This is a genomic window from Leptospira haakeii (genome assembly GCF_002812045.1).
Taxonomy (GTDB): domain Bacteria; phylum Spirochaetota; class Leptospiria; order Leptospirales; family Leptospiraceae; genus Leptospira_B; species Leptospira_B haakeii.
Map to the genome: position 1 here is coordinate 164,618 of NZ_NPEG01000003.1, position 21,614 is coordinate 186,231.

Consider the following 21,614-nt stretch of genomic DNA (forward strand, 5'->3'; position numbering starts at 1 on the left):
TCCGAAGAAACCGAACCGGGTTAGTAATAACCTAAAGCTTATTGAACTGAGTGTAAGTGTATATCTGTAACGTTATGCGCTTATGTGTTGATTGAAAAACATCCATTCTCCTCGGGAGAAAATGACCTGTCGGGTGGTCCGACCGGGTCCATCCCGGAGCACCGGACAGGTCATGTCCGATCGGAGGATAGGGAGATCCTCCGGAAACTCTCTACAAGGAGTGTAGGATGATTATCAATCACAACCTGAGTGCGGTGAATTCTCACCGCTCTCTGAAGTTCAACGAGCTAGCTGTGGATAAAACCATGAAAGCTTTGTCGTCCGGCATGCGGATCAATTCTGCCGGTGATGATGCTTCGGGTTTGGCTGTCTCCGAAAAACTCAGAACGCAGATCAACGGGCTGAGACAAGCGGAGAGAAATACGGAAGATGGGATGAGTTTCATCCAGACTGCAGAAGGATTCCTTCAACAGTCTTCGGATATCATCCAAAGGATCCGGGTTTTGGCCATCCAAACCTCGAATGGGATTTACAGCCCCGAAGACAGACAATTGGTTCAGGTGGAAGTTTCCGCGCTTGTCGACGAAGTGGATCGTATTGCTTCTCAAGCAGAGTTCAATAGATTCAAATTGTTCGAAGGTGACTTCGCTAGAGGTTCCAAAAGAGCTTCTATGTGGTTCCATATGGGACCGAACCAGAACCAAAGGGAAAGGTTCTTCATTGGAACTATGACTTCCCGAGCTTTAAAGCTGACCAAGGCAGATGGTAGACCGATTGCGGTTTCTTCTCCTGGAGAAGCGAATGAAGTGATCGGCCTAGCCGATGCTGCGCTCGGAAAGATCATGAAGCAGAGGGCGGATATGGGAGCTTATTTTAATAGGCTAGAACATTCCGCAAAAGGTCTCATGGCGGCATATGAGAATATGCAAGCCTCCGAGTCCAGAATTCGTGACGCTGATATGGCGGAGGAGATGGTTGCTCTAACTACAAAACAAATACTCGTGCAGAGTGGTACGGCGATGTTAGTGCAAGCAAACCTAAAACCGAATTCGGTCCTCAAACTTCTACAAATGTAGTTTTCGGGAACAGGCGCCACCGGATGGAAACTCCGGTGGCTTTTTTTATCTTATAATTCGAGATCCCTTTATGAATCCTTTCTATTTATTTATTCGTCTAAATTCGATTTTTCTAAACAAGTAGCCTTAAAAAAATTTATATTCGCGCAGGAAATAATCATCTACTAAATATTGAACGATTTCGCTTGACTCTTTTCGTTGATTTATGGAAATTTTCGAACATCTTTTCCTTTAGGTAGAATGGAATGTTCCGTAGTTTACTTATCTTTGCGATATTATTAGGTTTAAATTGTGCGACTACTAATTCGGGAAAAAAGCCCGGGGCTGGGTCATTTACCTTAGATTGTTCCGATACTAAAAATCCGTATCACTTCTCAGCAATGAAAGGGAAGGGAAACTTTTCGGTAACAAGGTTTTTAGAATATTCTATACCCTCCAGTGCTCATGAAAACTTTTTAAACCAAAATCAAAAAGTTTGGGACAAGGCGCTCCTTGATTACCAAGCCAGAAAATTTTCCGAAGTAAAACTTTTATTAGAACCCTTTCTCTCTAAGTATGACCAGGATTTAAGTCTTCGAGAATTATACGCCAAATCCTGGTATTGGAGTCTGCAAAATAGAGGAAAGGAAGACAAGCTACTTGCATTCTATTTAGATCTGCATAAGCGTATCCAGCATGAAATTGATGTGCAAGATGGAATCCGAAAAACAGGCGAAGTAGTTATAGTCTTGGGCTTTAATGATGTGGAGTGGAAGATTGCTACGATCTATTTAGATAGAGCAGAGTGGCAAACTGCCGAATCATACTTGGAGTTATCTCTTTTCGGCGGAACTATGACCACTGACGGAAGCCAAGGTCCGCATCCATCCGTGATCGAAAACTATGCTTATCTTACAGAAACCGCTTATTATCTAAAAGATAAGGATAAGAATCGTTTTTATCTTTGTAAAACTCTACAACTCGATCCTAAAAATACCTACGCGTTTCAGTTTTTACTTCGTTAGATCGGGGTTTATCTTTTATCCGTATCCATTCGATTTTTAGAATAATTTTAACTAAGAATCGTTTTATTTAATATTTAAGTATTGACTTAATTAAGTAAATGCTTAAATATTTGATCATGCAGGCTTTAGATGCAATTGCGGACCCGACCAGACGAAAAATTTTAGAACTGCTATTCAAAGGTGAAATGGGAGCAGGAGAAATAGCGGGACATTTTGATATAAGTGCCGCTGCCATCTCCCAACATCTTAAGGTTTTGAAAGAATGTAATCTGATCCAAGTTAGAGTGGATGGGCAAAGAAGGATCCATTCTTTAGATTACAAAGGTTGGAAAGAGATCCAAGACTGGATTGATAGAGCAAAAACTTTCTGGGAAGGAAGACTAGATCTTCTGGAAAAGGAATTGAAAGCCAATAAAATGAGAAAGGGGAGAAGATAGTGATGAAAGATCTATCTGTAAACAAAACGTATGGGACCTTTACTTCGGAGGCAGAAGTTCGTTTCCAAAGATTATTACCCGGGCCGATCGAAACTGTTTGGGAATATCTAACCGATTCAGAAAAACGCGGCACCTGGCTCGCTTCCGGAACTATGGAATTAAAGGTAGATGGAAAAGTAGAATTAAACTTTTTGCATTCTTCTCTTTCTGATGAAAAAAGTTATCCAGACAAATTTAAGGCAATGGAAAACGGTATTAGTGGAGTAGAAAAAATAACCGCAATAGACGCTCCTCGGTTTTTAAGTTTTACCTGGCATCCTGATTCAGAAGTTAGTTTCGAATTAGAGGAGAAGGGAGAAGATGTTCTTTTAACTCTCCGACATTATAAACTCACAGATGAGTTCGGTAAACTTATGGTTTCTTCCGGTTGGCATACTCATTTGGATATTCTAGTTTCTAAAATTTATAAGGAATCGGTTCCTAAGTTCTGGCAAACATTTACCCAGCATGAAGCTGCTTATGGGGAAAAATTGAAAAGTCTCTCTAAGAAATAGGAACTTAAAATAAAAAAGCCGACGAATTTTCGCCGGCTTTCCTTTGGATCGATTATAAAAACCGATTATTTATTTGGAGTGAACTCCAAAGTAACCACACCTCTTACCGCAGACTTAACATTCATCTTCTTAGTGGCTAAGAAAGTGAATCCTCTGTCTTTTTTATAGACTAACTCGTCCATAAACAGTGCGTCTTTTCCTGGATAGGTAACTTCCCACTCTGAACCGCTTACATTGCTAGTTCTAACATTGATGTCTTTTGCAGCAGTCAATTCCGCAAGATCATCTTTGAATTTAGTGGACTCATCAGCATCCAATCCGGTAAACTTTAAGATGATGGTATTGTTCTCAGTGAGATTAAACCATTCTTCCTTAAGTTGTTTGTTTACTTTTTTGGTTACGTCTTCTGCCCAACCAGCAAGTGCCTTTTCTCTGGAAACTTTTTGAGTGATGTCCGCTCCACGAGCGTCGCCGTTTCCGGATGCTACCACTTTCCCGTCTCCCCAAAGTAAGATTACTTTATAAGGTCCGGTAGCCGCTGTATTGAATAAAGGTCTGTCTAATTGTTTTCCACCGATTGCGGTTACAGGAGTTTGGTCTTCTGTTTCAACAGATCCTACTACAAGTACTTCTGCTCCGGAAGATTGAGCCTGGATTAGAATTGCAGCTCCAGCATCTAAAGAGTTTACTGCATCCGCATTCAAGCCGGATGGTTTAACTGTTTTAGAGGCTTGTCCAGGATCTACGATCTTGTTTCCTGCTTTTTTAAGTCCTTTGATGATCTCAGCTTCTGCAATATTACCGTTGCTTAAAGGAGCAACTGGAGCTCCTCCAACTTTAGAAGGAACTAAAACTACGATTCTAGGATTTCCTACATCAGCAAGTAAACCTTCGACTGCAGTAGAAAGTTTAGATTCTTCGATCGTACAACGAACTGTAAGTTTTAAGATCGGTTGTGTATCGATCTTACCTTGGTCTTCTGCAACGATGTCATAAGATTTAACGAATGCATCCGTTTTAGAAAGTAGACTAGAGCCTAAACTTTCTCCATCGGAAGCTTGGCTTTTGTTGGAAATTTCTTCACCAACTACTTTACGTACCGCATTAACTTTAGCGTCTTTGATCGCTCTTTGTTTTGCGTTCGCTATATCACCATTGTAAATCGGAGCTTCTCCGATCACGGTGATGGTATTTCCTTCTCTAGTGAATTCTTCTTTTTTCTTGCGGCGGGATCCGTCTCCCGTAGCGCATGCAAAAGTGAAACCTAAAATCAGTGTGAGAGCGGTTAACCGCAGGACGGACAGCTTTGCCATATCGCTTCCTTTTTCTCCTTGATGTATTGAATTCTGTCTATTTACTGAACAAATAAGGTATCTTACATGCGGTTCAAAGAAAGAAACAAAAAAATCCTAACTTTACTCATTTTTTTTCTGACAATTTCCTCAGGCTCCTGTGTAGAAGCGTCATCCAGAAGTCATATTTCTAAATCTAAAATTATTCCGGCCGAAGTTTCCTTTTACGAGCAAGTACTTCCAAGTCTTGCAGGTAAATCCGTTGTGCTTGTTACAAATCCATCCGGTATAGGCAGACATCCTGAGAAAATCTTAAAAGAATTTAAGGATAAAAAAGTTAAGATCAAACATTTGATCGGACTTGAACATGGATTTTTAGGATTGGAGGAAGACTTTAGTAAATCTCCAGTCACAATGGATGAAACTTTTCAACTCCCTATCTATCATATTTATAAGGTTAAAAACTCGGAAATCCCTGCAATCCTGAAAGGTGCAGACGCAGTTGTGTTCGATGTTGTTGATATGGGAATGCGTTGTTATACATACTTAAGCGTTCTCAAACGTTTGATGGATAATTTGCCTGATCCAAACACTAAGTTTATTCTTTTAGATCATCCAAATCCTGCATTATATTTAGGCGCAAGGGGAGAAGGTATACAGAAGAAGTTTTTAAACTTCGCCGGAGAATTTCCTTCTCTATTTTTCACTGGAATGACTTTGGGAGAAGCCGCTGCATTCTATAATGGTGAATATTTAGGTGGAAAAGTGAAACTAGATATTATTTCTCCTGAAAATCTAAAAAGAGGATTTGATTGGGAGAGAGAAGGTATCCCTTGGTCCACGCCTTCTCCGAATCTTCCTATGTTGGATTCTGCAAAAAACTATCTAGGTTTAGTTTTATTAGAAGGAGTGAATGTTTCCGTAGGAAGAGGAACACAGGCTCCATTCGTATATTTCGGTGCTCCTTGGATGAATGAACCCGAAGATATCATCAACGAATTAAATGAAGATAGCAAAGGTGATTATTATTACCAAAGTGTATTTTTTAAACCTGTTTTCGGTCCTTTCAAAGGAGAAATTTGTAGAGGTCTTCGTTTAACTGTTGTAAATCGTAAATATGATCCGATCAGAATGGCATATAACTTAACAACCATCATGAAAAAGAAATATAAGGATTTCAAATGGAGACAATATGCGGACGGATCCCATAATATAGATTTTCTATGGGGAACCGAAAAATTCAGAGAATCAGTAGATGCAGGTCTCACATACGAACAATTTAGGTCTTCTTATGCGGAATCTGAATCTTCTACAAATAAACTGATTCAGAAATATCTGATCTACTAATGTTTTATAGATAAATTTCGAAAGATAAGTTATGAGAACTAGATTCGTTGTTATAGTATCGTTTTGCCTTTCCTTTTCCCTTTTCGCAGAAAATGAAATTGGAGAATGGAAAGAATACGGCTTAAAAGAAGTTTTAGGCCGATTGAAATTTTATGCATTTGCTAAGATCGCTCAAAGTGTTCGCACAGGCGCTTCTTTCGACCAAGAATTATATGTGAAAGAAACTCCTTGTGCTCAGGATTTTCCCGTATTAGAGGGAAATTTCCAATGTGCTTTATTAAAAGTTTCCACGTTCGAAGATAAACTAGCACAAAATACTGAGCCTACAACTCCAAGTGCCGCATCCGCTACTAACGGTTTGACGCCTAGTAAAACGATACCTCCTATCCCAGTAAAAGCAAAATGGTATGAAGGAAGAACACTCGCAGGCAAAGGAGTACTTTCTCTTCCGGGAAAAGAAGGGCAGAGTGATTTGAAATTATTCTATCATACGGATGGAAGGTTAAGTCATTACTCATACGAAGATAAAATAGTGGTTTTTGACTGGAAAGGTCAGGAGCTAAGTACTATTCTAACTGTAAAAGTGGATCCAAAACTGCGGCCACTCGGCGGTAAGGAATATTTTTTTCCATGAAAGAACTCTCTTCCGGATTTTTAAGAATGATGGACCACGAAGGTATAGACCCGGTAGAATATATCTGGGTAGTGGCTTCTTATCCATCTTCCGAATCCGGAAAACAAGAGGCTAAGTTCGTTCCTGCAGATTTTAAGATCGGAAGTCTCGTTGGTAAGAGAGTAAAACTGGAATTTACCGGAAAGATCCGTTGTGTGAACTGTGGAAAAGTCACAAGCAAAAGTTTTAACCAAGGAAGCTGTTTTAACTGCTTCCAAACATTAGCTGAAAATGATCTATGTATTCTTCGTCCGGAAACCTGCCATTTTCATTTGGGAACTTGTAGGGAACCTGAATGGGGAGAAGGTTACTGTTTCCAAAAACATACCGTCTACCTTGCAAATACGAGTGGCTTAAAAGTGGGAATCACACGTGAAAAACCGGTTTCCAATCGTTGGGTGGACCAGGGTGCGCAAGAAGCAATCCCGCTTTTAGAAGTTACTTCCAGAAGAGATGCAGGTCTCATCGAAAAACAATTTACCACCGTTATTGATGATAAAACCAAATGGCAAAAGATGGTAACGGAAGATTCGGTTCCGTTTGATCTAATTTCTAAAAAGAAAGAACTGCTTGAAGTTCTGGATTCTTGGGACCTCGGAGTTCCTTATAATGAGTCCGATGAGCAGAATATTACAAAATTAAGTTATCCTATTTCAGAATATCCTAAAAAATCCAAATCCTTCTCTCCGGATAAAGAAAAGGAAATAGATTCCAAATTACTCGGTATCAAAGGGCAGTATCTTTTGTTCGAGGATGTGGTTATCAATATCCGCGCCTATGGCGGTTACGAAATACGTCTGTATTCGGAGTGAGTTATCTTATGAAAAAAACTTCTATTCGCAAATATTTCCTGGTCCTATTTTTACTTTTTTCCCTCCAAGGCTGTGGCTGGATGGTAGATCTTGTTTTTCCTTTAGACGTAGACCGGTTTTTAGGAGAACAATTTTACAAGGCCGCTGTAACAGGCGAGGCTCATGGCGAAATATATAAAGACAAAGCATTAGAAAAATATCTGCAATCTATCGTGGATCGTATCTTAAAATCCAAATCCATCCAATATAAAAACGAATTCAAATATAAAGTAACCATAATAGATGATGATAAGGTAATCAATGCTATCTGCGCACCCGGTGGTTATATATTCGTATATACCGGTCTTCTTCATTTCGTAAAAAATGAGGCAACTCTTGCCGGTATTCTTTCTCATGAAATTGCTCATGCGGAAAGAAGGCATTCCACCAAACAATTATCTACGAATCTTACTTTATATTTTGCGTTATACTTTGTGCTTTCTTATGTACTAGGCCCTGATTTGGCGCAACACGCAGCGGATATTGCTGGTCTTTCTACAAATCTATTAGGCCTTGCAAATAGTCGCTCTATGGAAGAAGAAGCAGACGAATACGGATTTGATTATATGAGATCCACTCCTTATTATCCGGGAGCAATCGCAGATTTTTTCAAAGATATCCAAAAAGAGAAGAAGGTAAATCCTGAGTTAAAGGGTGCAGATATTCCTTTGGAAAAATATTTGAGCACTCACCCTCTGGATGAGGATAGAATTTCAGCGAACGAAAAAAGGCTGAAAGATGCTAAGATCGGCGCCCCGAACGCAAAGTCTTATTTTAAAGAAAGATACCGCAGTAATATAGAAAAATCTTTGGGAACCAAAGAAGAAGACTGATTCTTCGTCTGACAATCGTTCCGATCGGGTGATTCTATCGGTAAAATATAGAAAGAAAGATTGACTGATTTCGATTCCATTTAGATAACTTTCGCGTTATGAATTGGAAGAAAAAATTAAAAACTTGGGTGGATTCCGGACTCATTAGCCAGACCCAGGCAGAGTCCATTCTCAAATTCGAAGATTCCAAAAAAATTCCTTACGTATTCTATTCCTTTTTAGCTTTAGGGATCGTAGTGATAGGACTTGGGGTCATCGCAATGGTGGCCGCTAATTGGGATAAGATCCATTATTCAGTTAAACTGATCGCAAGTTTTACACTCCTCTCCGGAATAGGGATTGCGATCCTATATTCTCAAAGTAAAGAGATTTGGAACGATACAATTCGTTATCTTTTGGTTTTACTTCTTTGTGTATTATTTTTTGCGAATATTGGTCTGGTCTCTCAGATTTATCATACTCAAGGAAAATTATACCAGGCCCTTCTCCTTTGGTCTGGAATTACGATATTACTCGTGATCATGTATCCTGGGAGGGTATTACAACATCTTTGGATTGCAGTATTCAGTTCTTCTTTTTTAAGCTGGATAGACAATCATCCCGATATCGGTTGGAAAGAAAGAAGCCATTATTTCTCTCTCTTCTTCTTTGTAGCTTCTTGGCTATTTGCAGGGATTGCGATCTTTACGGAGAGGAGGTTGGAAACTAAAGAGAGTAAAACTTCTATCCTAGTGAATCCTTTTTTACTTTGGGCTTTCGGTTTTTTCTTAACTTCATCCATTTGGGGAAGCTTTGAAACCCATGATATTCCGAACTTAGACCAAGATCCTGAATTTGCTAGAAGATATGATCTTCCTTTTTCTTGGTATTGGCCTTTACTTCTTCCAATTTTGCTAATTGCGGTTTCTCAGATTTTCAGAAAACGTTTCTCTCGCAGAAAGATCATATTACTTTCCATTTCCGGAATATTTTTAGGATTTCTGAATTATCCTCAAACTTTCCATTGGTATGGAAAATATCCTGCGATGATATTTTTCTTTTTGGCTTGGATTCCATTTACTTTCTTATTTTTCGAATCCAGGAGATGGTTCGATCTATCTCTTTTGATTTTAGGTCTTCGATTTGTATCCGTCTATCTGGAAGTATTCGGAAGTTTACTTGCAACAGGAATTGGACTGATCATTTCCGGAGCATTTATTTTAGGTTTTAGCATCTTAGTATTTAGGATGAGAGAAAAGATTAGAAATGCAGCGAACCAGCTCTTTCAAGAAGAGGAATTAGGAATATGAAAAAGTTTAGCATTTCAGTTCTTGCGGTTTTTTTACCAATTATCGTTTTAGCTTCCGTAGCCTTAGAAAGAGAATTCGATCTTAGGAATGGAAAAATTCTAATCCTTCCGATTACCGGATATGATCCTAGGGATTTACTTTCCGGACAATATCTAAGATTCCAGATAGATCGTAAATATTCGGATGATATTTGTCAAAAGGGAGATTACGTTTCTTCTGCAGTAGACTCGGTGAGTGCAACTACAGACGGTTCAAAATTAACCAAAAAGGAAACCTGTGTATGTTTTGATTCCAGGGAGCCTTCCGAATATGAAATTCGTTTTTACTCTGATTGTAATGAACTAAAAAACGATACAACCTGTTGGAATTACGTCAAAGGAGAATGTAATTACGGAAACTTCAATTATCCTTTCCGCAAATACTTTATTCCGGAAGAAGGTGCTCAAAAATTAGAGGAAAAACTCAGAGAACCTGGTGCGAAAATTCAATTGAGAATGGATGAAGATGGAAACGGCCTGATCGAAAAGATCATTTGGCCGGAAGTATCTTCGCAGTAACTTCGTTTAGGCTGCAGTAATCCTTCTCGCCTAAACCTGCATCCATGCCGGTGCGGTATATCTCATCCAATCCGGAGCAGAGTGGTAACTTTGTTCCGGATTCTTTTCCTAAAGAAAGTGCATGTTTGAGATCCTTATACATATTTTTTAGAGCAAAATGAGTTTCGTAATTTCCTGAGAACACGAATGGAAATTTAAACTCAGAAATTCCGGATTTAGCGGCCGATTGTTCTAAGATAGATTTCAAAATAGAAGGATCTATACCTTGGCTTTTTGCCAATAAAAAACCTTCCATATAAACTTGGAAAATCCCAGCCTGTACCATATTGAGAGCAATTTTTGCTTTTTGTCCGTCTCCCACTTCTCCGCAATATACGGTATTTTTGCCGCAGACCTTGAATATAAATGAGATATCTTGGATCTCTGCTTCAGATTTTGCTCCAACCATGAATAGGATCTGACCATCTCTGGCAGCATTTTTAGAACCCGTCATAGGAGCGTCTAAGAATTGAATATTCTGTTTTTGGAATGTATTATTTAGTTTTAAAGTGAGAGAAGGGGAGGTGGTGCCCATATCTATCACATATTTTGCTTTTGTTTCCAAGAGTCCTGAGGAGAATACTGACTCTTCTACCACATGATCTTCCGTTAGACAGAGTATTATAATTTCAGAATCTTTTACCGTTTCTTGAATATTTCCGTAAATGGAAACTTTATCCGATTTTAGATCTTGGATCTTTTCAGGAGTACGGGCATATAATTGGAGAGAATGACCTTCTTTAGAGAGGTTATTTGCGATCCCTCTGCCCATGATACCAGTTCCGATGATTGCAATTTTACGAGAAGACATAGGGAAAGTCTCCCGCATACATCCGGATTTGGCAAGAAAAAGGTTTTAGAAAGAGGAAAGCGCCGCGCGGATAAAGCTTGTGACCGGAGCTTGTTCTCTGGTATCTTCCAGACCCTCTCTCAATTCCCGGAGAACAATCTGCGCATCCGTTAATACGGTATTCACATTCGTATGAAGATCGTCCCTATTGATTAGCCTTCCTAAGGTTCCATCTCCACTATTGATCTTAGTAGTGATATCCGCTACGTTGGAGAAAGTTTTTCGGATATCTCCTCTATTTTCTGCGATCAATTCAGAAAGAGAAACAAGTGGATCTTGTAGAACTCTTCCCTTTAAGGAAGAAGTTCCAGATTTATAATCTACAACTTGGAAGGTCCTTGGGGCACCTTTGCCTTCTTCTGTAGATTCAGATGTTCCTGGATCTATGGAAATCACCCTACCGGAAAGCAAACTTTCGTTACGTATTGCAATATCATAATTTTCGTACAAACGTACTGGCTCTTTTAAAAGGATGGTAACTTCTACCCTGGTAGCGACTCCCACTTCTCCTGCAGGAAGTACTGCTCCATTTTCATCTATTTGGATGAGTCGAATATTGGAAACATAGCCGAATGGAACACCTTGGACGGTGACCTTATTTCCTACCTTGATCCCTTCCGAGTTTTTGAAATTGATCTTTAGGAATTCACCCCTTTTTTGGACGGGGCCACCTTCAGTCATAACGGTAAAATAACCTACTACGACCAAGGCAACGGAAAAGATAGCACCTACTAAAAGATAACGAAAGGATTTCATTTAGGATCCAAAACTCTTACTATATATATATCGGACTTTTTATCCAGAATATTCTCTTAGGACCCAGGTTTCAATTCTTAGTTTCCAGAATCATTGGTCCCTTTGTGTGCCCGTTGATAAACTGACGGATGAATTCGTTCGGGGAATTCTGCACCTCTTCCGGAGTTCCTGTAAATAATACCTGTCCACCATAAAAAAATGAAATGCGGTCGGCTATCATATACGCGCTGGACATATCATGGGTAACCACCACTTGTGCTGCACCGGTCTCTTTTTTAATACGAATAATCAGCTCGTTGATTACGTTCGACATAACAGGATCAAGACCGGATGTGGGTTCGTCATATAAAATGATCTCGGGATTAGAAGCGATTGCTCTTGCGAGTCCGGCTCTCTTTTTCATACCTCCTGAGATATCATTCGGGAAATTATCCTTTGCAACCGTCATATCTACTAATCTAAGTTTTTCGGCGACGATACGTTGGATATCCTCTTCAGGATATAATTTATGCTCTCTTAAGGGGAGTGCAACGTTATCAAAAACAGTCATCCAGTTGATAAGCGCGCCGGACTGGAATAGAACTCCCATTTTGGACCGGATCCTTTCTCTTTCTGGAATTGCGGCACCCGAGATTGTTTCTCCGAAAATTTTACATTCTCCAGCATCCGGATCTAATAGGCCTGTGATATGTTTTAAGGTGACTGACTTCCCGGTTCCGGAAGGCCCAAGTACCACCATAGTTTCTCCTTTTTTTACTTGGAGATTCATTCCTTTCAGGATCTTTCTCTGTCCGAAAGCCTTGTGCAGATTGATCAGTTCTATTGCATATTCTTCCATGATCTATTGCCTGTAAAAGATCGCTGTGATCACATAACCAAAAAAGATAACCATTAAGAAAGAAGTTACCACTGACTCTCTTGTGGCTCTACCGACTCCGATCGCTCCACCTGAAGTTCGAAGGCCGTGAGAACAAGAAATTGCCGAAATGATTAGACCGAATACGTAACCTTTGAATAAACCTGTGTAAAGATCTTTGAGACCCGGAATCGAAGTGATCCTTTCATTCACATCTTGGAAATACACTATATATTCGATTCCCAATTGGAAATGGCCTACGATTGCTCCACCTAAAATTCCTAATATGCTTGAATACACACAAAGCACCGGAACCATTAAAGAAAAACCTAATACTCTCGGAAATACAAGAAATCTTACAGGATCGATTGACATGACTTCTAAAGCGTCAATTTCTTCCGAAACTTTCATGGTTCCGATTTCAGCGGCAATCGCTGAACCTATGGAAGCAGCTAAGATCAATGCAGTCATAAAAGGAGACATTTCTCGAGTGAGAGTGATTGTAAGAAGAAGTCCGATTTGACCTTCCGCCCCGAAATCTTTTAGTCCAAGTCCTGTGTTTAACGTGAGAAGCATCCCTGTAAAAACAGCAACTACAGAAACTACGAATAAACTTCCAACACCAGCGATAAACATTTGGTCTAAAATTTCTTTCCGTTTTTCAACGGTGAATCTTAGGTTTAGAAAAGTTTCCGCAATCAGAACGATAGTATAACCTGCGGCGTAAAGAGTATCATTCGCTTTTTCTTTAAAGGTATCCAACATTTCGATTAGAGCCTAATCCACCAAAAAATCTGCACAGTGGTCTTATCCTTGTTTTTTTCTAATCCGAATAGACCGTATAAAAATTGATAAGATGTTTTTTCCGGAGTAGAGCTGTACTCCACGAGCAATGGCACATGGATATGCAGTTCTTCTTCGTTCCATCTCTGGGTATAAAGCCTCATTAAAAAAGAGAGCCTTTTTTCTCCATTGGATAATTTTTGATACTCGATAATGGACCAGACCGGATCCCAGATCCTTTCCACAAGTTCAGATTTTATCGGAAATAAAGAAAGAAGATTCCAAGTCAGGTTACCTTCTCTGTCCTCATGCCAACGGAAGAGAGGCCAAAGTTTGTAGTAATTTTCTTCTCTTCCCCATTGAACATAAGTCCTATTCGTTCTCCACCAAAAAGGGATAAAATAGGTTTCGGAAGATTTGAGATGATAACTATCAGTGCTCAAGCGAAAATAAAACGGAGTGAAAAATCTGGTCTCCTTATACGCGAATCTATAATATCCATAAAAAGGAAATAGAATTAACTTTCTGTAATCTTCGTCATCGTTCTGACCATACTGAAAAAGGAAAAATAGGATGTTTAGATCTTTTTCGTGAGTCCTTTTATCATACCCGTATGAAAATAGAGAACCAAAAATAGGGAACCAAAGAAATGCTCTGGCCTTCATATTCCCGAATTCGGAATCCTTGGCAAGATACAGAGGCCAAAACATTTTATAAGTAAAAGGTTCTCTTTTATCTTCGTTGATACTTCCCCACTGTATAAATGGCCAAAGGATAGAATAACGTTCATATTTTCCCTTATGGATCTTATGAGAATAAAAGGGTAGGATCCTAAGATCATTTCTGACTTCGGAACCTCCCCACATGATGAGAGGCCATAAGATCCCATGAGCGTTATAATTTTTATACTTCCAATTGGAATAAAGAGGGAAAAGTGTAAAGTTTAGCTCCGAGTAACTTGCCTTTCCTCGGAGCCTTCCGAACAAGGGAAAAAATCCGAAATAGGACTCTCTGGCAGTTTCTCCTTTTCCCCAGATCAGAAATGGGGAAAGAGTGTCCTCGTCCCAACCAATATCATCATGGTAGGTTTCTGTTCCGCTAATGAAAAATAGAAAACTCCAGACTCTCCAATAGTCCGTCTTTTCAGAATAGTAGATCGGGAATAAAAATGTATCGTATCTATAATTGGATTTAGTTTCTTTATAAGTGGAGAAGAATGGCCTGAAGATCTGTTCTTCTTCTCCCAATCTTTTTTCGGATTGGTATAAAAACCAAAATTGTTTGTATTCGGAAGGATAAGGAGAAACCGGTTTGAAAGGGTATTCCGAAAATAGACTTTCCGTACAAACTAGGAAGAAAAGGATCAGTACTAGATTCTTATTTATCATTCTTCCCAGAAAATCCTAAGCAACAGGGGATTAGATCATTGAAAATTGCAGTTTTATTCGGCGGAACTTCCACAGAACACGAAATTTCCCTGCGCACAGGCACTTTCATAAGTAAAACTTTGTCTTCCATGGGACATTCGGTCAAACCCATTCTCATTTCCAGAGATGGTAGATGGGTCGTCCCTAAAGAGTATCGACCCGAGTTTCCGGAAGGAAATTCCAAAAATCCGGAAGAGTATCTAAAAGAATTCGCAGAACTCCATTCTAGTAACGCAGGGGCATTCTCTTCCTTAGATTGTGATATTGTATTTTTAGGATTACATGGAACCAGCGGAGAAGACGGTTCTGTCCAAGGATTTTTAAAAGTTCTAGGAATTCCGTTTACAGGTTCGGATGTAAAAGCATCTGCGCTTGCAATGGACAAGATCAGAGCGAACCGATTATTCCAACTAGCTGGAATGTCTGTAGCTCCGTTTTGGGAATTGAGAAAGAAAGAATATTTTGAAAATCCGACTTTGGTCGAAGATGCCGGTTTAGAATATCCACTTTTTCTAAAACCTGTAGAAGGCGGTTCTAGTTTTCACACATTCAGGATAGAAGGACCGGAAGATCTTCGCAAAAGATTACCTGAATTTTTCGATGCAGAAGAACATGCTATCTTGCAAAAATTCTTAAAAGGAACAGAAGTTTCCTGTGGAGTTTGGGAAAAGAAAGAAGGTTCTAAAAGAATATTGGAAGCACTTCCTCCTACTGAAATCATTCCAGGCGGAGAATTTTTCGACGTAGAATCAAAATATAAACCTGGACTTTCCCAAGAGATCACTCCGGCTCGTTTGCCTGAAAAGATCATCTCTAAGATCCAAGAACAATCCATTCTCGCTCATAAAACACTTGGATGCGAAGGTTACTCTAGAACGGATTTTATAGTCGTAGGGGATATTCCATTTGTCCTGGAAACAAATACGTTACCCGGAATGACAGAGACTAGCCTCATCCCTCAACAGGCAAAGGCAGCTGGAATTCCGATCCAAACATTATACCAATCTTTGATCGACCAGGCATTGGAAAGAGCAGGGAAGGTCCCTGTAGGTTAAAGATGATTTCGCATGTAGGAACTCCTACATTCTATCTAATTTGAAATAGGGCTAACTTTGCAAAAAAATTCGGACTGAATTTTATCTGTTTTAGGTCCGTGAAGAATGCTCTGTCTTCTACGGTGAAACCTCGAATATCGCAGAACTCTTGGAAATCCAGAACGGATAAAAAGTGCAGGTTGGGTGTATTGAACCAACGATAAGGAAGAAGATCCGTAACTGGAGTTTTTCCTTGGAATAAAATTCTAAAACGAACTTCCCAATATCCGAAATTCGGAAAAACGATGATCACTCGTTTAGCGATCCTTAAACATTCCTTGATAATATCACCTGGATGTCTTGTCTCTTGGATGGTCTGGTTTAAGATTACGTAGTCAAAACGTTTGTCTTCATGATGGCTTAAACCTTCGTCGATATCCCCATGGTGAACATATACACCTTTGCGGATACATTCTACGATAGCATCCTCGTCCTTCTCGATCCCTTGTCCTCTTATCCCTTTTTGTTTTAGAAGATAAAGAAGGTCTCCGTTACCGCAGCCTAGGTCCAAAACTCTAGAACCCGGTGAGATCGTATCCAGAATATAAGCGAAGTCCGGTCTTTCTCTCAAAGTAGTACTACTTAAGATTTTAGAATCTATCATTCATTCACCGGCATATTTAGAAAACCTCGGATCACATCTTCTTGTCTTTGATTGGGAAGAAGAAAACTATCATGACCTTCGTTCGTAGTAAGCTCTACATAAAAGACTCTTTTGTCGGAGGCTTCTAAACTTTTTACAATTTCCCTCGATTGAGAAGGAGGGTAGAGCCAATCAGAACTATAAGAAACCACTAAAAATCTACATTGAGCAGGACTAAGTGCCTTAGTAAGTTCCTGGCCTTTTCCTAAACTAAAATGATCCAGAGCTTTGGTCACATAGATATAGGAATTTGCATCAAAACGATCTACGAAACTTTCTCCCTGATAGATTAGATAACTTCCGACTGCAAAATCGGAATTTAATAGGTTACCTAAAGGGGGTTTCCTACCGAATTTTTCTCTCATTTTATGATCGGAAAGATAAGTGATATGACCCATCATTCTCGCCAAAGCAAGACCTTTTCTAGGAGTTGCAGTGTCTTCATATAATCCATTATTCCAATTCGGATCGGAGAGAATTGCCTGCCTTCCCACTTCATTAAAAGCGATTTGCATTGCGGAATGTTCTGCGGAAGAGGCAAGAATTATACAATTCTCTAAAGCATCCGGATAAGAAATACTCCATTGTAATGCCTGCATTCCGCCCATAGAACCACCGGCTACACAAAGTAATCTCTGGATCCCGAAAGATTCTACTAAAAGTTTTTGAGCAGCTACCATATCCTTGATGGAAACGAAAGGAAAGCTTGAACCATAAGGTTTTCCGCTGACAGGATTGATACTCATAGGTCCGGAAGAACCTTTACATCCTCCGATCACATTAGATGATATTACGAAATATTGATTTGTATCAAATGATTTACCTGGGCCAATATATTCATCCCACCAACCGGGACGTTTATCTGATTCAGAATGAAAACCTGCCGCATGAGCGTCGCCCGAGAGCGCATGGCAGATGAGTATTGCATTGTCTTTATTTGGAGAAAGTGTTCCGTAGGTCTCGAAAGCTACTACGGTAGGGGAAAGAATGGAACCATTGTCCAGGCGTAGATCTCCCAGCACTGCGGTTTTTGGTTCAACTATGCCGACGGATTGATTCGATCCCATGATTTAAGTTCCAAATAACTAAGCCACTTTCCTTTTTCAGACGATCCTAAACAAGCTTAGGAAACTAAAAAGAGAAAGTGGCCGATTATTAGACGATTTTTTGGACGGAGTCGGAAGTCACACCTTTTTCAGTGCTTCGTCCAGGTCCGTAATAATATCGTCTATATGTTCCAGACCAACCGAGAGTCTGATAAACTCTGGAGTCACACCCGCAGCCAATTGTTCTTCCGGACTCAATTGTTGGTGAGTAGTAGAAGCCGGATGGATTGCAAGTGATTTGGCATCTCCTACGTTTGCGAGCAAGGAGAATAATTCCAGTCCGTCTATCAACTTCTTAGCTTCCGGAATTCCACCTTTCACTCCGAATCCTATGATGGCTCCGAACAATCCTCTGGTATGATATTTTTTAGCCAGAGCATAGTTTTTATCAGTTGGAAGACCAGGGTAGTTTACCCAAGAAACCTTAGGATGTTTAGAAAGATATTCCGCAACTTTCAGAGCGTTTTGGGAATGTTGAGTGATTCTCAAAGGAAGAGTTTCAATACCTTGTAGGATATTAAACGCATTAAAAGGAGAAATTGCAGGTCCTAAATCTCTTAACCCTTGGACACGAGCCTTGATGATGAATGCAATATTTACTCCACCAAAAGGTTCAAACTTACCGAAAACATCCCAGAATTTCAGGCCATGATAGCTTGGATCAGGCTCGGTAAAGTTCTTAAATTTTCCGTTCCCCCAATTGAATTTACCCGAATCTACGATGATCCCACCGATGGAAGTTCCATGACCGCCCAAAAACTTGGTGAGTGAGTGAACCACAATGTCTGCACCAAAATCAATCGGACGGATCAGATAAGGAGAAGGTAAGGTATTGTCGATTACCAGTGGGACTCCTGCATCATGAGCAACTTTTGCAACCGCTTCAATATCCAAAGTATCCAACTTAGGATTTCCTAAGGTTTCGGCAAAGATAGCTCTAGTCTTGTCGTTGATCGCTTTTTTGAAATTTTCAGGATTGGACTGGTCCACAAAATGAACTTTGATCCCTAATTTAGGGAAAGTATAGTGAAGAAGGTTATAAGTTCCACCATAAAGGGAAGAAGATGCTACGATCTCCTGTCCAGCTTCTACTATATTCAAAAGTGCTAATGTTTCAGCGGACTGGCCGGAAGCAGTCGCAAGCGCTGCAACTCCACCTTCTAATGCCGCAACTCTTTGCTCTAAAACGTCAGTAGTTGGGTTACCGATCCTGGTATAAATATTACCGAATTCCTGGAGACCGAATAATCTCGCTGCATGATCTGTGTCCTTAAAAACATAGGACGTAGTTTGGTAGATAGGTACTGCCCTGGATGTGGTTGTTGGATCCGGGGCTTGTCCTCCGTGAAGAACGATTGTTTCTGGTTTATAGTTTCTTGCCATCGCTAGGGCTCCTTTTTACTGATCGTAGAAATTTACTCCACAATGTCTATCTAAAATTTAATAAATAGGATAAAATAATCGTTATAACGAACAGAGCGAAAAAAGGAATAAATTGAAAATTCTTTCTGAAATTCATCCCTTAAGAAGTAAAATTCATTAAATTTTGGAAAATATTTTCTAAAATACGAGAAATGTTCCTGTTTTATTGGTTTTTCAACGCAAGGTTCTGATAGAATCGGTAAGTCATTTAGATTCCACGTATGTAATACGATACTAGTGGTACTATTTTTGGATGAATTGAAATACGGTCCCCGGAAACATTCCGGCTGAAATATGAAATTAAACTTTTTGAATTTATTTAGAAGATCTATATTACTTCCGGGAATTATCCTTCTCTCCCTTTATATAATACCAGGGGAGGAACTTGAAGCCCAACTCTGGATGCCTCCAGGAAGACAGTTCATGCAACCTCCTGATCCATTCACATTTGATGCAGGGGTAAACAAGTTTAATAACGACTATTATCTATATCTTGCTCCTACCTTAAATTTGAATTTTGGCGGGGAATTCGGGCTATCAATCACAGCTCCGATGAACTTTCTCGCCTATGACCAAGATCCAAAAGACCCAACCTTAAAGGTAGGAAGTATCCGTAAAATTGACTATGACCAGAAGAGCGATTATCTCAGGCTGATTAATAATATTTGGTACGGGACCTACGGACTATATAAACCTGGGGAGACAACCTTCTCCTTTTATGCAGGAAAACTTTTTGATGGATATATCGGACACGGAACAATCGTAAACCGTTATGTGAACAACCAAAGGATAGACATTTATAATGTGGGTCTTATGGCTGATTTTAATAATGATTATGGTGGTGTGCAGGTATTCACAAACTCAGTCTATACTCATGAGATAGGTGCCGCTCGGGGATATGTTCGTCCGTTTGCGATCGCATTCAAATTATTCGATCTATTTACAGGTAGATCCCAGTTATTCGGGATGTTGCAGCTTGGACAAGGAAACGTAGCGGACGAAGCCGGTCGAAGAAAAGTTTATGAAGAAGCCGGAGTAGATCCGGAAGACAGGGAGAAATACAGGGCTTTAGTAGAAGATCAAAAGACCCACCAGATGAAAGAAGAAATGATTCCGATCGAGAAAAAGCCAGAATCTCGTAAGGAAAAGTTAAAAGAGTTTTTCAATCAGGACAATTTCGCGAATAGATTCTCTATCGGATATACAACGGCTTTCGATACAAAAGCACCGACTCAGCTTTCATTTGATACCACCGGTCGTTTACGTTTGGATTCTAATAATAATCCACTTGTAGAACAGTCTGAAAAATTGGTCATCCAAGGTATGGATGCAGAATACAAATTGATCAGCTCAAAGTATGTGGAGATCACCCCTTACTATGATGTTAATACCATTAAAATATTGAATTCCAAAGGAACTCATACAGGCGCTATGTTCCGTTTTGGTGGAAAAGATATTTACGCTAAGATTAAACCTGAATACAGGAATATGGACGCGAACTATATTCCAATGTATTTTGATAGCTTTTATGAATTGGAAAGATACCAAGCTAATGTGAACTCCCAACTTCCAATGACAAAATTGGAAGCTGCTAAACTGATGGATCCGGATGCTGCAAGACTGAAAGGTTATTTCACATCGGTAGTATTAAGCTTTTATAGAATTTCTTTGGAAGCAAACTATGAGAATTATTCCGGACCGAATAATTCAAGGATCTTCGTAGGTTTATATTTCCCGATCGGTTCATTATTCATGATTTCCGGGTATTATACACGTAAAAACTTTGATCAGAATAAAGATGCATTCAAGGTAGATGATAATTCAGTCGGAGCGATAGAAGCGGCTCTCAATTTGGGATTCATTTCGATCAGAGTGCAGGATATTCGTAGATGGGTTTACGATAGCACCTCTAATAGTTTCGTAGCACAGGACGAGCAAAAGGTTTTATTCTCTAACTCTTTGTCCTTCTAATATGAGGCAAAGAGTTTTTCCCATTGGGAAAGGAAGAAAGATACTGCCTGTTCCGATCTTAAAACGGAAGAAGAAAGTCTGATTCCTGGAATATTTGATTTTCTGAATACTTCCAATTCCGTTTTTGTCCAGCCCGGTTCAGGGCCTAATAAGATAAAATATTCTTTTTCATCCAAAGGAAGAATCTCTTGGATAAATTTTCCTTTTTTATCCAAATAGAAAAATTTTCGGGAAGAAGACACTATTTCGGAAATGGACTGTTTCTTTTCGAAACTTGTTTTTTTACCTGGAGGAACAAATCCAAGTTCTAATTTAGGTAGAAAAACGTTACCACCTTGTTCCATTCCTAAAATCAGTTTTTCTTTTATATTCTCTTCTTTCCAAACGGGGGAGGTGAGATATTCAGTTCTGGAAAGTGTAGCAAGTCTGAATTCCAAGGATTGTACTCCCCAGACACCGGCAAGTTCTAGGATTTTCTCTACTGTAGGAGGTCTTTGGACGGAGACGATTAGATTTATACCGGGACTTCTTCTTTTAGGCTTAATAATCGGAGTGTATGATCCTAAAACTTCTTGAGGAGATATATTTCTAATTTTAAAAATCCCTAAACTTTCATTTAGGAGACCGGCTTTGATCTTATTTCCTTCTTTTTTCTGTAAAACTTTTAGAATATGAATGATCTTATCTTGATTGATAATCTTGAATTCCCCAGAATTTGTTTTCTGAGAGGGATCCAATATTAGATAATTCATAA

Annotated in this window: 22 protein-coding genes; 12 read left to right on the forward strand and 10 right to left on the reverse strand. The window is 39.5% G+C overall.

Annotated features, from left to right (window positions below; all coding sequences use genetic code 11):
- The first annotated feature begins 227 nt into the window (after nucleotides 1-227).
- The 4 genes from CH377_RS08395 (at nucleotide 228) to CH377_RS08410 (ending at nucleotide 3,071) form a co-directional block, all read left to right on the forward strand.
- A complete protein-coding gene (locus CH377_RS08395; protein ID WP_008590488.1) occupies nucleotides 228-1,076 on the forward strand; it encodes a flagellin N-terminal helical domain-containing protein in 849 nt (282 codons plus the stop codon).
- A 245-nt stretch (nucleotides 1,077-1,321) separates the two neighbouring features.
- On the forward strand, nucleotides 1,322-2,080 hold the full coding sequence (locus tag CH377_RS08400; RefSeq protein WP_100723375.1) for a hypothetical protein: 759 nt from the start codon (nucleotides 1,322-1,324) through the stop codon (nucleotides 2,078-2,080).
- A 98-nt stretch (nucleotides 2,081-2,178) separates the two neighbouring features.
- On the forward strand, nucleotides 2,179-2,517 hold the full coding sequence (locus CH377_RS08405; protein ID WP_279305810.1) for an ArsR/SmtB family transcription factor: 339 nt from the start codon (nucleotides 2,179-2,181) through the stop codon (nucleotides 2,515-2,517).
- Nucleotides 2,518-2,519: 2 nt separating this feature from the next.
- Nucleotides 2,520-3,071 (forward strand): SRPBCC family protein, encoded by a 552-nt coding sequence (locus tag CH377_RS08410; RefSeq protein ID WP_100723377.1) that lies wholly within the window; start codon nucleotides 2,520-2,522, stop codon nucleotides 3,069-3,071.
- A gap of 65 nt (nucleotides 3,072-3,136) precedes the next feature.
- On the opposite strand, the gene CH377_RS08415 is transcribed toward CH377_RS08410, so the two are convergent.
- Nucleotides 3,137-4,384: a lipoprotein LipL46 gene (locus tag CH377_RS08415; RefSeq protein ID WP_100723378.1), complete on the reverse strand. Its 1,248-nt coding sequence runs from the start codon at nucleotides 4,382-4,384 to the stop codon at nucleotides 3,137-3,139.
- A gap of 66 nt (nucleotides 4,385-4,450) precedes the next feature.
- Between CH377_RS08415 and CH377_RS08420 the strand changes: the two genes are divergently transcribed.
- From CH377_RS08420 to CH377_RS08445, 6 genes are all read left to right on the forward strand, one after another.
- Entirely contained in the window at nucleotides 4,451-5,710 is a 1,260-nt protein-coding gene (locus tag CH377_RS08420) for an exo-beta-N-acetylmuramidase NamZ family protein (RefSeq protein ID WP_100723379.1), read from the forward strand.
- Nucleotides 5,711-5,741: 31 nt separating this feature from the next.
- Nucleotides 5,742-6,344: an LIC_11883 family protein gene (locus CH377_RS08425; protein ID WP_100723380.1), complete on the forward strand. Its 603-nt coding sequence runs from the start codon at nucleotides 5,742-5,744 to the stop codon at nucleotides 6,342-6,344.
- Entirely contained in the window at nucleotides 6,341-7,195 is an 855-nt protein-coding gene (locus CH377_RS08430) for a DUF2797 domain-containing protein (protein WP_100723381.1), read from the forward strand. Before CH377_RS08425 ends, CH377_RS08430 begins: the two co-directional genes overlap by 4 nt.
- 8 nt (nucleotides 7,196-7,203) lie before the next feature.
- Entirely contained in the window at nucleotides 7,204-8,067 is an 864-nt protein-coding gene (locus CH377_RS08435; protein ID WP_100723382.1) for a M48 family metalloprotease, read from the forward strand.
- A gap of 98 nt (nucleotides 8,068-8,165) precedes the next feature.
- The gene (locus CH377_RS08440; protein ID WP_100723383.1) at nucleotides 8,166-9,356 is read left to right on the forward strand and encodes a DUF2157 domain-containing protein; all 1,191 of its coding nucleotides are present in this window, start codon (nucleotides 8,166-8,168) and stop codon (nucleotides 9,354-9,356) included.
- Complete coding sequence (locus CH377_RS08445) at nucleotides 9,353-9,913, forward strand: GDYXXLXY domain-containing protein (protein ID WP_100723384.1); 561 nt, start codon at nucleotides 9,353-9,355, stop codon at nucleotides 9,911-9,913. The genes CH377_RS08440 and CH377_RS08445 overlap by 4 nt, the downstream gene beginning before the upstream one ends.
- Here the strand turns inward: CH377_RS08445 and CH377_RS08450 are convergent.
- The 5 genes from CH377_RS08450 to CH377_RS08470 all read right to left on the reverse strand — a co-directional run bounded on the left by CH377_RS08450 (nucleotide 9,885) and on the right by CH377_RS08470 (nucleotide 14,585).
- The gene (locus CH377_RS08450) at nucleotides 9,885-10,763 is read right to left on the reverse strand and encodes an NAD(P)-dependent oxidoreductase (RefSeq protein WP_100723385.1); all 879 of its coding nucleotides are present in this window, start codon (nucleotides 10,761-10,763) and stop codon (nucleotides 9,885-9,887) included. The two genes, CH377_RS08445 and CH377_RS08450, sit on opposite strands and share 29 nt — an antisense overlap.
- 45 nt (nucleotides 10,764-10,808) lie before the next feature.
- Nucleotides 10,809-11,558, reverse strand: a complete 750-nt coding sequence (mce, locus tag CH377_RS08455) for a mammalian cell entry protein Mce (protein ID WP_100723386.1) — start codon at nucleotides 11,556-11,558, stop codon at nucleotides 10,809-10,811.
- Between the two features lie 70 nt (nucleotides 11,559-11,628).
- Nucleotides 11,629-12,396 (reverse strand): ABC transporter ATP-binding protein, encoded by a 768-nt coding sequence (locus tag CH377_RS08460; protein ID WP_100723387.1) that lies wholly within the window; start codon nucleotides 12,394-12,396, stop codon nucleotides 11,629-11,631.
- A 3-nt stretch (nucleotides 12,397-12,399) separates the two neighbouring features.
- Nucleotides 12,400-13,179, reverse strand: a complete 780-nt coding sequence (locus tag CH377_RS08465; RefSeq protein WP_100723388.1) for an MlaE family ABC transporter permease — start codon at nucleotides 13,177-13,179, stop codon at nucleotides 12,400-12,402.
- Between the two features lie 5 nt (nucleotides 13,180-13,184).
- On the reverse strand, nucleotides 13,185-14,585 hold the full coding sequence (locus CH377_RS08470) for a hypothetical protein (protein ID WP_100723389.1): 1,401 nt from the start codon (nucleotides 14,583-14,585) through the stop codon (nucleotides 13,185-13,187).
- A gap of 38 nt (nucleotides 14,586-14,623) precedes the next feature.
- Here CH377_RS08470 and CH377_RS08475 point away from each other — a divergent pair, with 38 nt between their 5' ends.
- Nucleotides 14,624-15,679, forward strand: coding sequence for a D-alanine--D-alanine ligase (locus CH377_RS08475; RefSeq protein WP_100723390.1), 1,056 nt, complete (start codon nucleotides 14,624-14,626; stop codon nucleotides 15,677-15,679).
- A 31-nt stretch (nucleotides 15,680-15,710) separates the two neighbouring features.
- Here CH377_RS08475 and metW read toward each other — a convergent pair whose 3' ends face one another.
- The 3 genes from metW to CH377_RS08490 form a co-directional block, all read right to left on the reverse strand.
- Nucleotides 15,711-16,322, reverse strand: a complete 612-nt coding sequence (metW, locus tag CH377_RS08480) for a methionine biosynthesis protein MetW (RefSeq protein WP_100723391.1) — start codon at nucleotides 16,320-16,322, stop codon at nucleotides 15,711-15,713.
- Complete coding sequence (gene metX, locus CH377_RS08485) at nucleotides 16,319-17,428, reverse strand: homoserine O-acetyltransferase MetX (RefSeq protein WP_100723392.1); 1,110 nt, start codon at nucleotides 17,426-17,428, stop codon at nucleotides 16,319-16,321. Before metX ends, metW begins: the two co-directional genes overlap by 4 nt.
- 117 nt (nucleotides 17,429-17,545) lie before the next feature.
- Nucleotides 17,546-18,850: an O-acetylhomoserine aminocarboxypropyltransferase/cysteine synthase family protein gene (locus CH377_RS08490; RefSeq protein WP_100723393.1), complete on the reverse strand. Its 1,305-nt coding sequence runs from the start codon at nucleotides 18,848-18,850 to the stop codon at nucleotides 17,546-17,548.
- 333 nt (nucleotides 18,851-19,183) lie between these two features.
- Between CH377_RS08490 and impL63 the strand changes: the two genes are divergently transcribed.
- A complete protein-coding gene (gene impL63 / locus CH377_RS08495) occupies nucleotides 19,184-20,860 on the forward strand; it encodes a cytoplasmic membrane protein ImpL63 (protein ID WP_100723394.1) in 1,677 nt (558 codons plus the stop codon).
- Here the strand turns inward: impL63 and CH377_RS08500 are convergent.
- Nucleotides 20,857-21,612 carry an RsmE family RNA methyltransferase gene (locus CH377_RS08500; protein WP_100723395.1) on the reverse strand — a complete coding sequence of 252 codons (756 nt, stop codon included), beginning with the start codon at nucleotides 21,610-21,612 and terminating at the stop codon, nucleotides 20,857-20,859. The two genes, impL63 and CH377_RS08500, sit on opposite strands and share 4 nt — an antisense overlap.
- Nucleotides 21,613-21,614 lie beyond the last annotated feature (2 nt).

Excerpts from the sequence above, each read along its gene's own strand:
- CH377_RS08395 (WP_008590488.1), top strand. The coding sequence starts at position 228 with ATGATTATCAATCACAACCTGAGTGCGGTGAATTCTCACCGCTCTCTG.
- CH377_RS08400 (WP_100723375.1), top strand. The coding sequence starts at position 1,322 with ATGTTCCGTAGTTTACTTATCTTTGCGATATTATTAGGTTTAAATTGT.
- CH377_RS08405 (WP_279305810.1), top strand. The coding sequence starts at position 2,179 with ATGCTTAAATATTTGATCATGCAGGCTTTAGATGCAATTGCGGACCCG.
- CH377_RS08410 (WP_100723377.1), top strand. The coding sequence starts at position 2,520 with ATGAAAGATCTATCTGTAAACAAAACGTATGGGACCTTTACTTCGGAG.
- CH377_RS08415 (WP_100723378.1), bottom strand. The coding sequence starts at position 4,384 with ATGGCAAAGCTGTCCGTCCTGCGGTTAACCGCTCTCACACTGATTTTA.
- CH377_RS08420 (WP_100723379.1), top strand. The coding sequence starts at position 4,451 with ATGCGGTTCAAAGAAAGAAACAAAAAAATCCTAACTTTACTCATTTTT.
- CH377_RS08425 (WP_100723380.1), top strand. The coding sequence starts at position 5,742 with ATGAGAACTAGATTCGTTGTTATAGTATCGTTTTGCCTTTCCTTTTCC.
- CH377_RS08430 (WP_100723381.1), top strand. The coding sequence starts at position 6,341 with ATGAAAGAACTCTCTTCCGGATTTTTAAGAATGATGGACCACGAAGGT.
- CH377_RS08435 (WP_100723382.1), top strand. The coding sequence starts at position 7,204 with ATGAAAAAAACTTCTATTCGCAAATATTTCCTGGTCCTATTTTTACTT.
- CH377_RS08440 (WP_100723383.1), top strand. The coding sequence starts at position 8,166 with ATGAATTGGAAGAAAAAATTAAAAACTTGGGTGGATTCCGGACTCATT.
- CH377_RS08445 (WP_100723384.1), top strand. The coding sequence starts at position 9,353 with ATGAAAAAGTTTAGCATTTCAGTTCTTGCGGTTTTTTTACCAATTATC.
- CH377_RS08450 (WP_100723385.1), bottom strand. The coding sequence starts at position 10,763 with ATGTCTTCTCGTAAAATTGCAATCATCGGAACTGGTATCATGGGCAGA.
- mce (WP_100723386.1), bottom strand. The coding sequence starts at position 11,558 with ATGAAATCCTTTCGTTATCTTTTAGTAGGTGCTATCTTTTCCGTTGCC.
- CH377_RS08460 (WP_100723387.1), bottom strand. The coding sequence starts at position 12,396 with ATGGAAGAATATGCAATAGAACTGATCAATCTGCACAAGGCTTTCGGA.
- CH377_RS08465 (WP_100723388.1), bottom strand. The coding sequence starts at position 13,179 with ATGTTGGATACCTTTAAAGAAAAAGCGAATGATACTCTTTACGCCGCA.
- CH377_RS08470 (WP_100723389.1), bottom strand. The coding sequence starts at position 14,585 with ATGATAAATAAGAATCTAGTACTGATCCTTTTCTTCCTAGTTTGTACG.
- metW (WP_100723391.1), bottom strand. The coding sequence starts at position 16,322 with ATGATAGATTCTAAAATCTTAAGTAGTACTACTTTGAGAGAAAGACCG.
- metX (WP_100723392.1), bottom strand. The coding sequence starts at position 17,428 with ATGGGATCGAATCAATCCGTCGGCATAGTTGAACCAAAAACCGCAGTG.
- CH377_RS08490 (WP_100723393.1), bottom strand. The coding sequence starts at position 18,850 with ATGGCAAGAAACTATAAACCAGAAACAATCGTTCTTCACGGAGGACAA.
- impL63 (WP_100723394.1), top strand. The coding sequence starts at position 19,184 with ATGAAATTAAACTTTTTGAATTTATTTAGAAGATCTATATTACTTCCG.
- CH377_RS08500 (WP_100723395.1), bottom strand. The coding sequence starts at position 21,612 with ATGAATTATCTAATATTGGATCCCTCTCAGAAAACAAATTCTGGGGAA.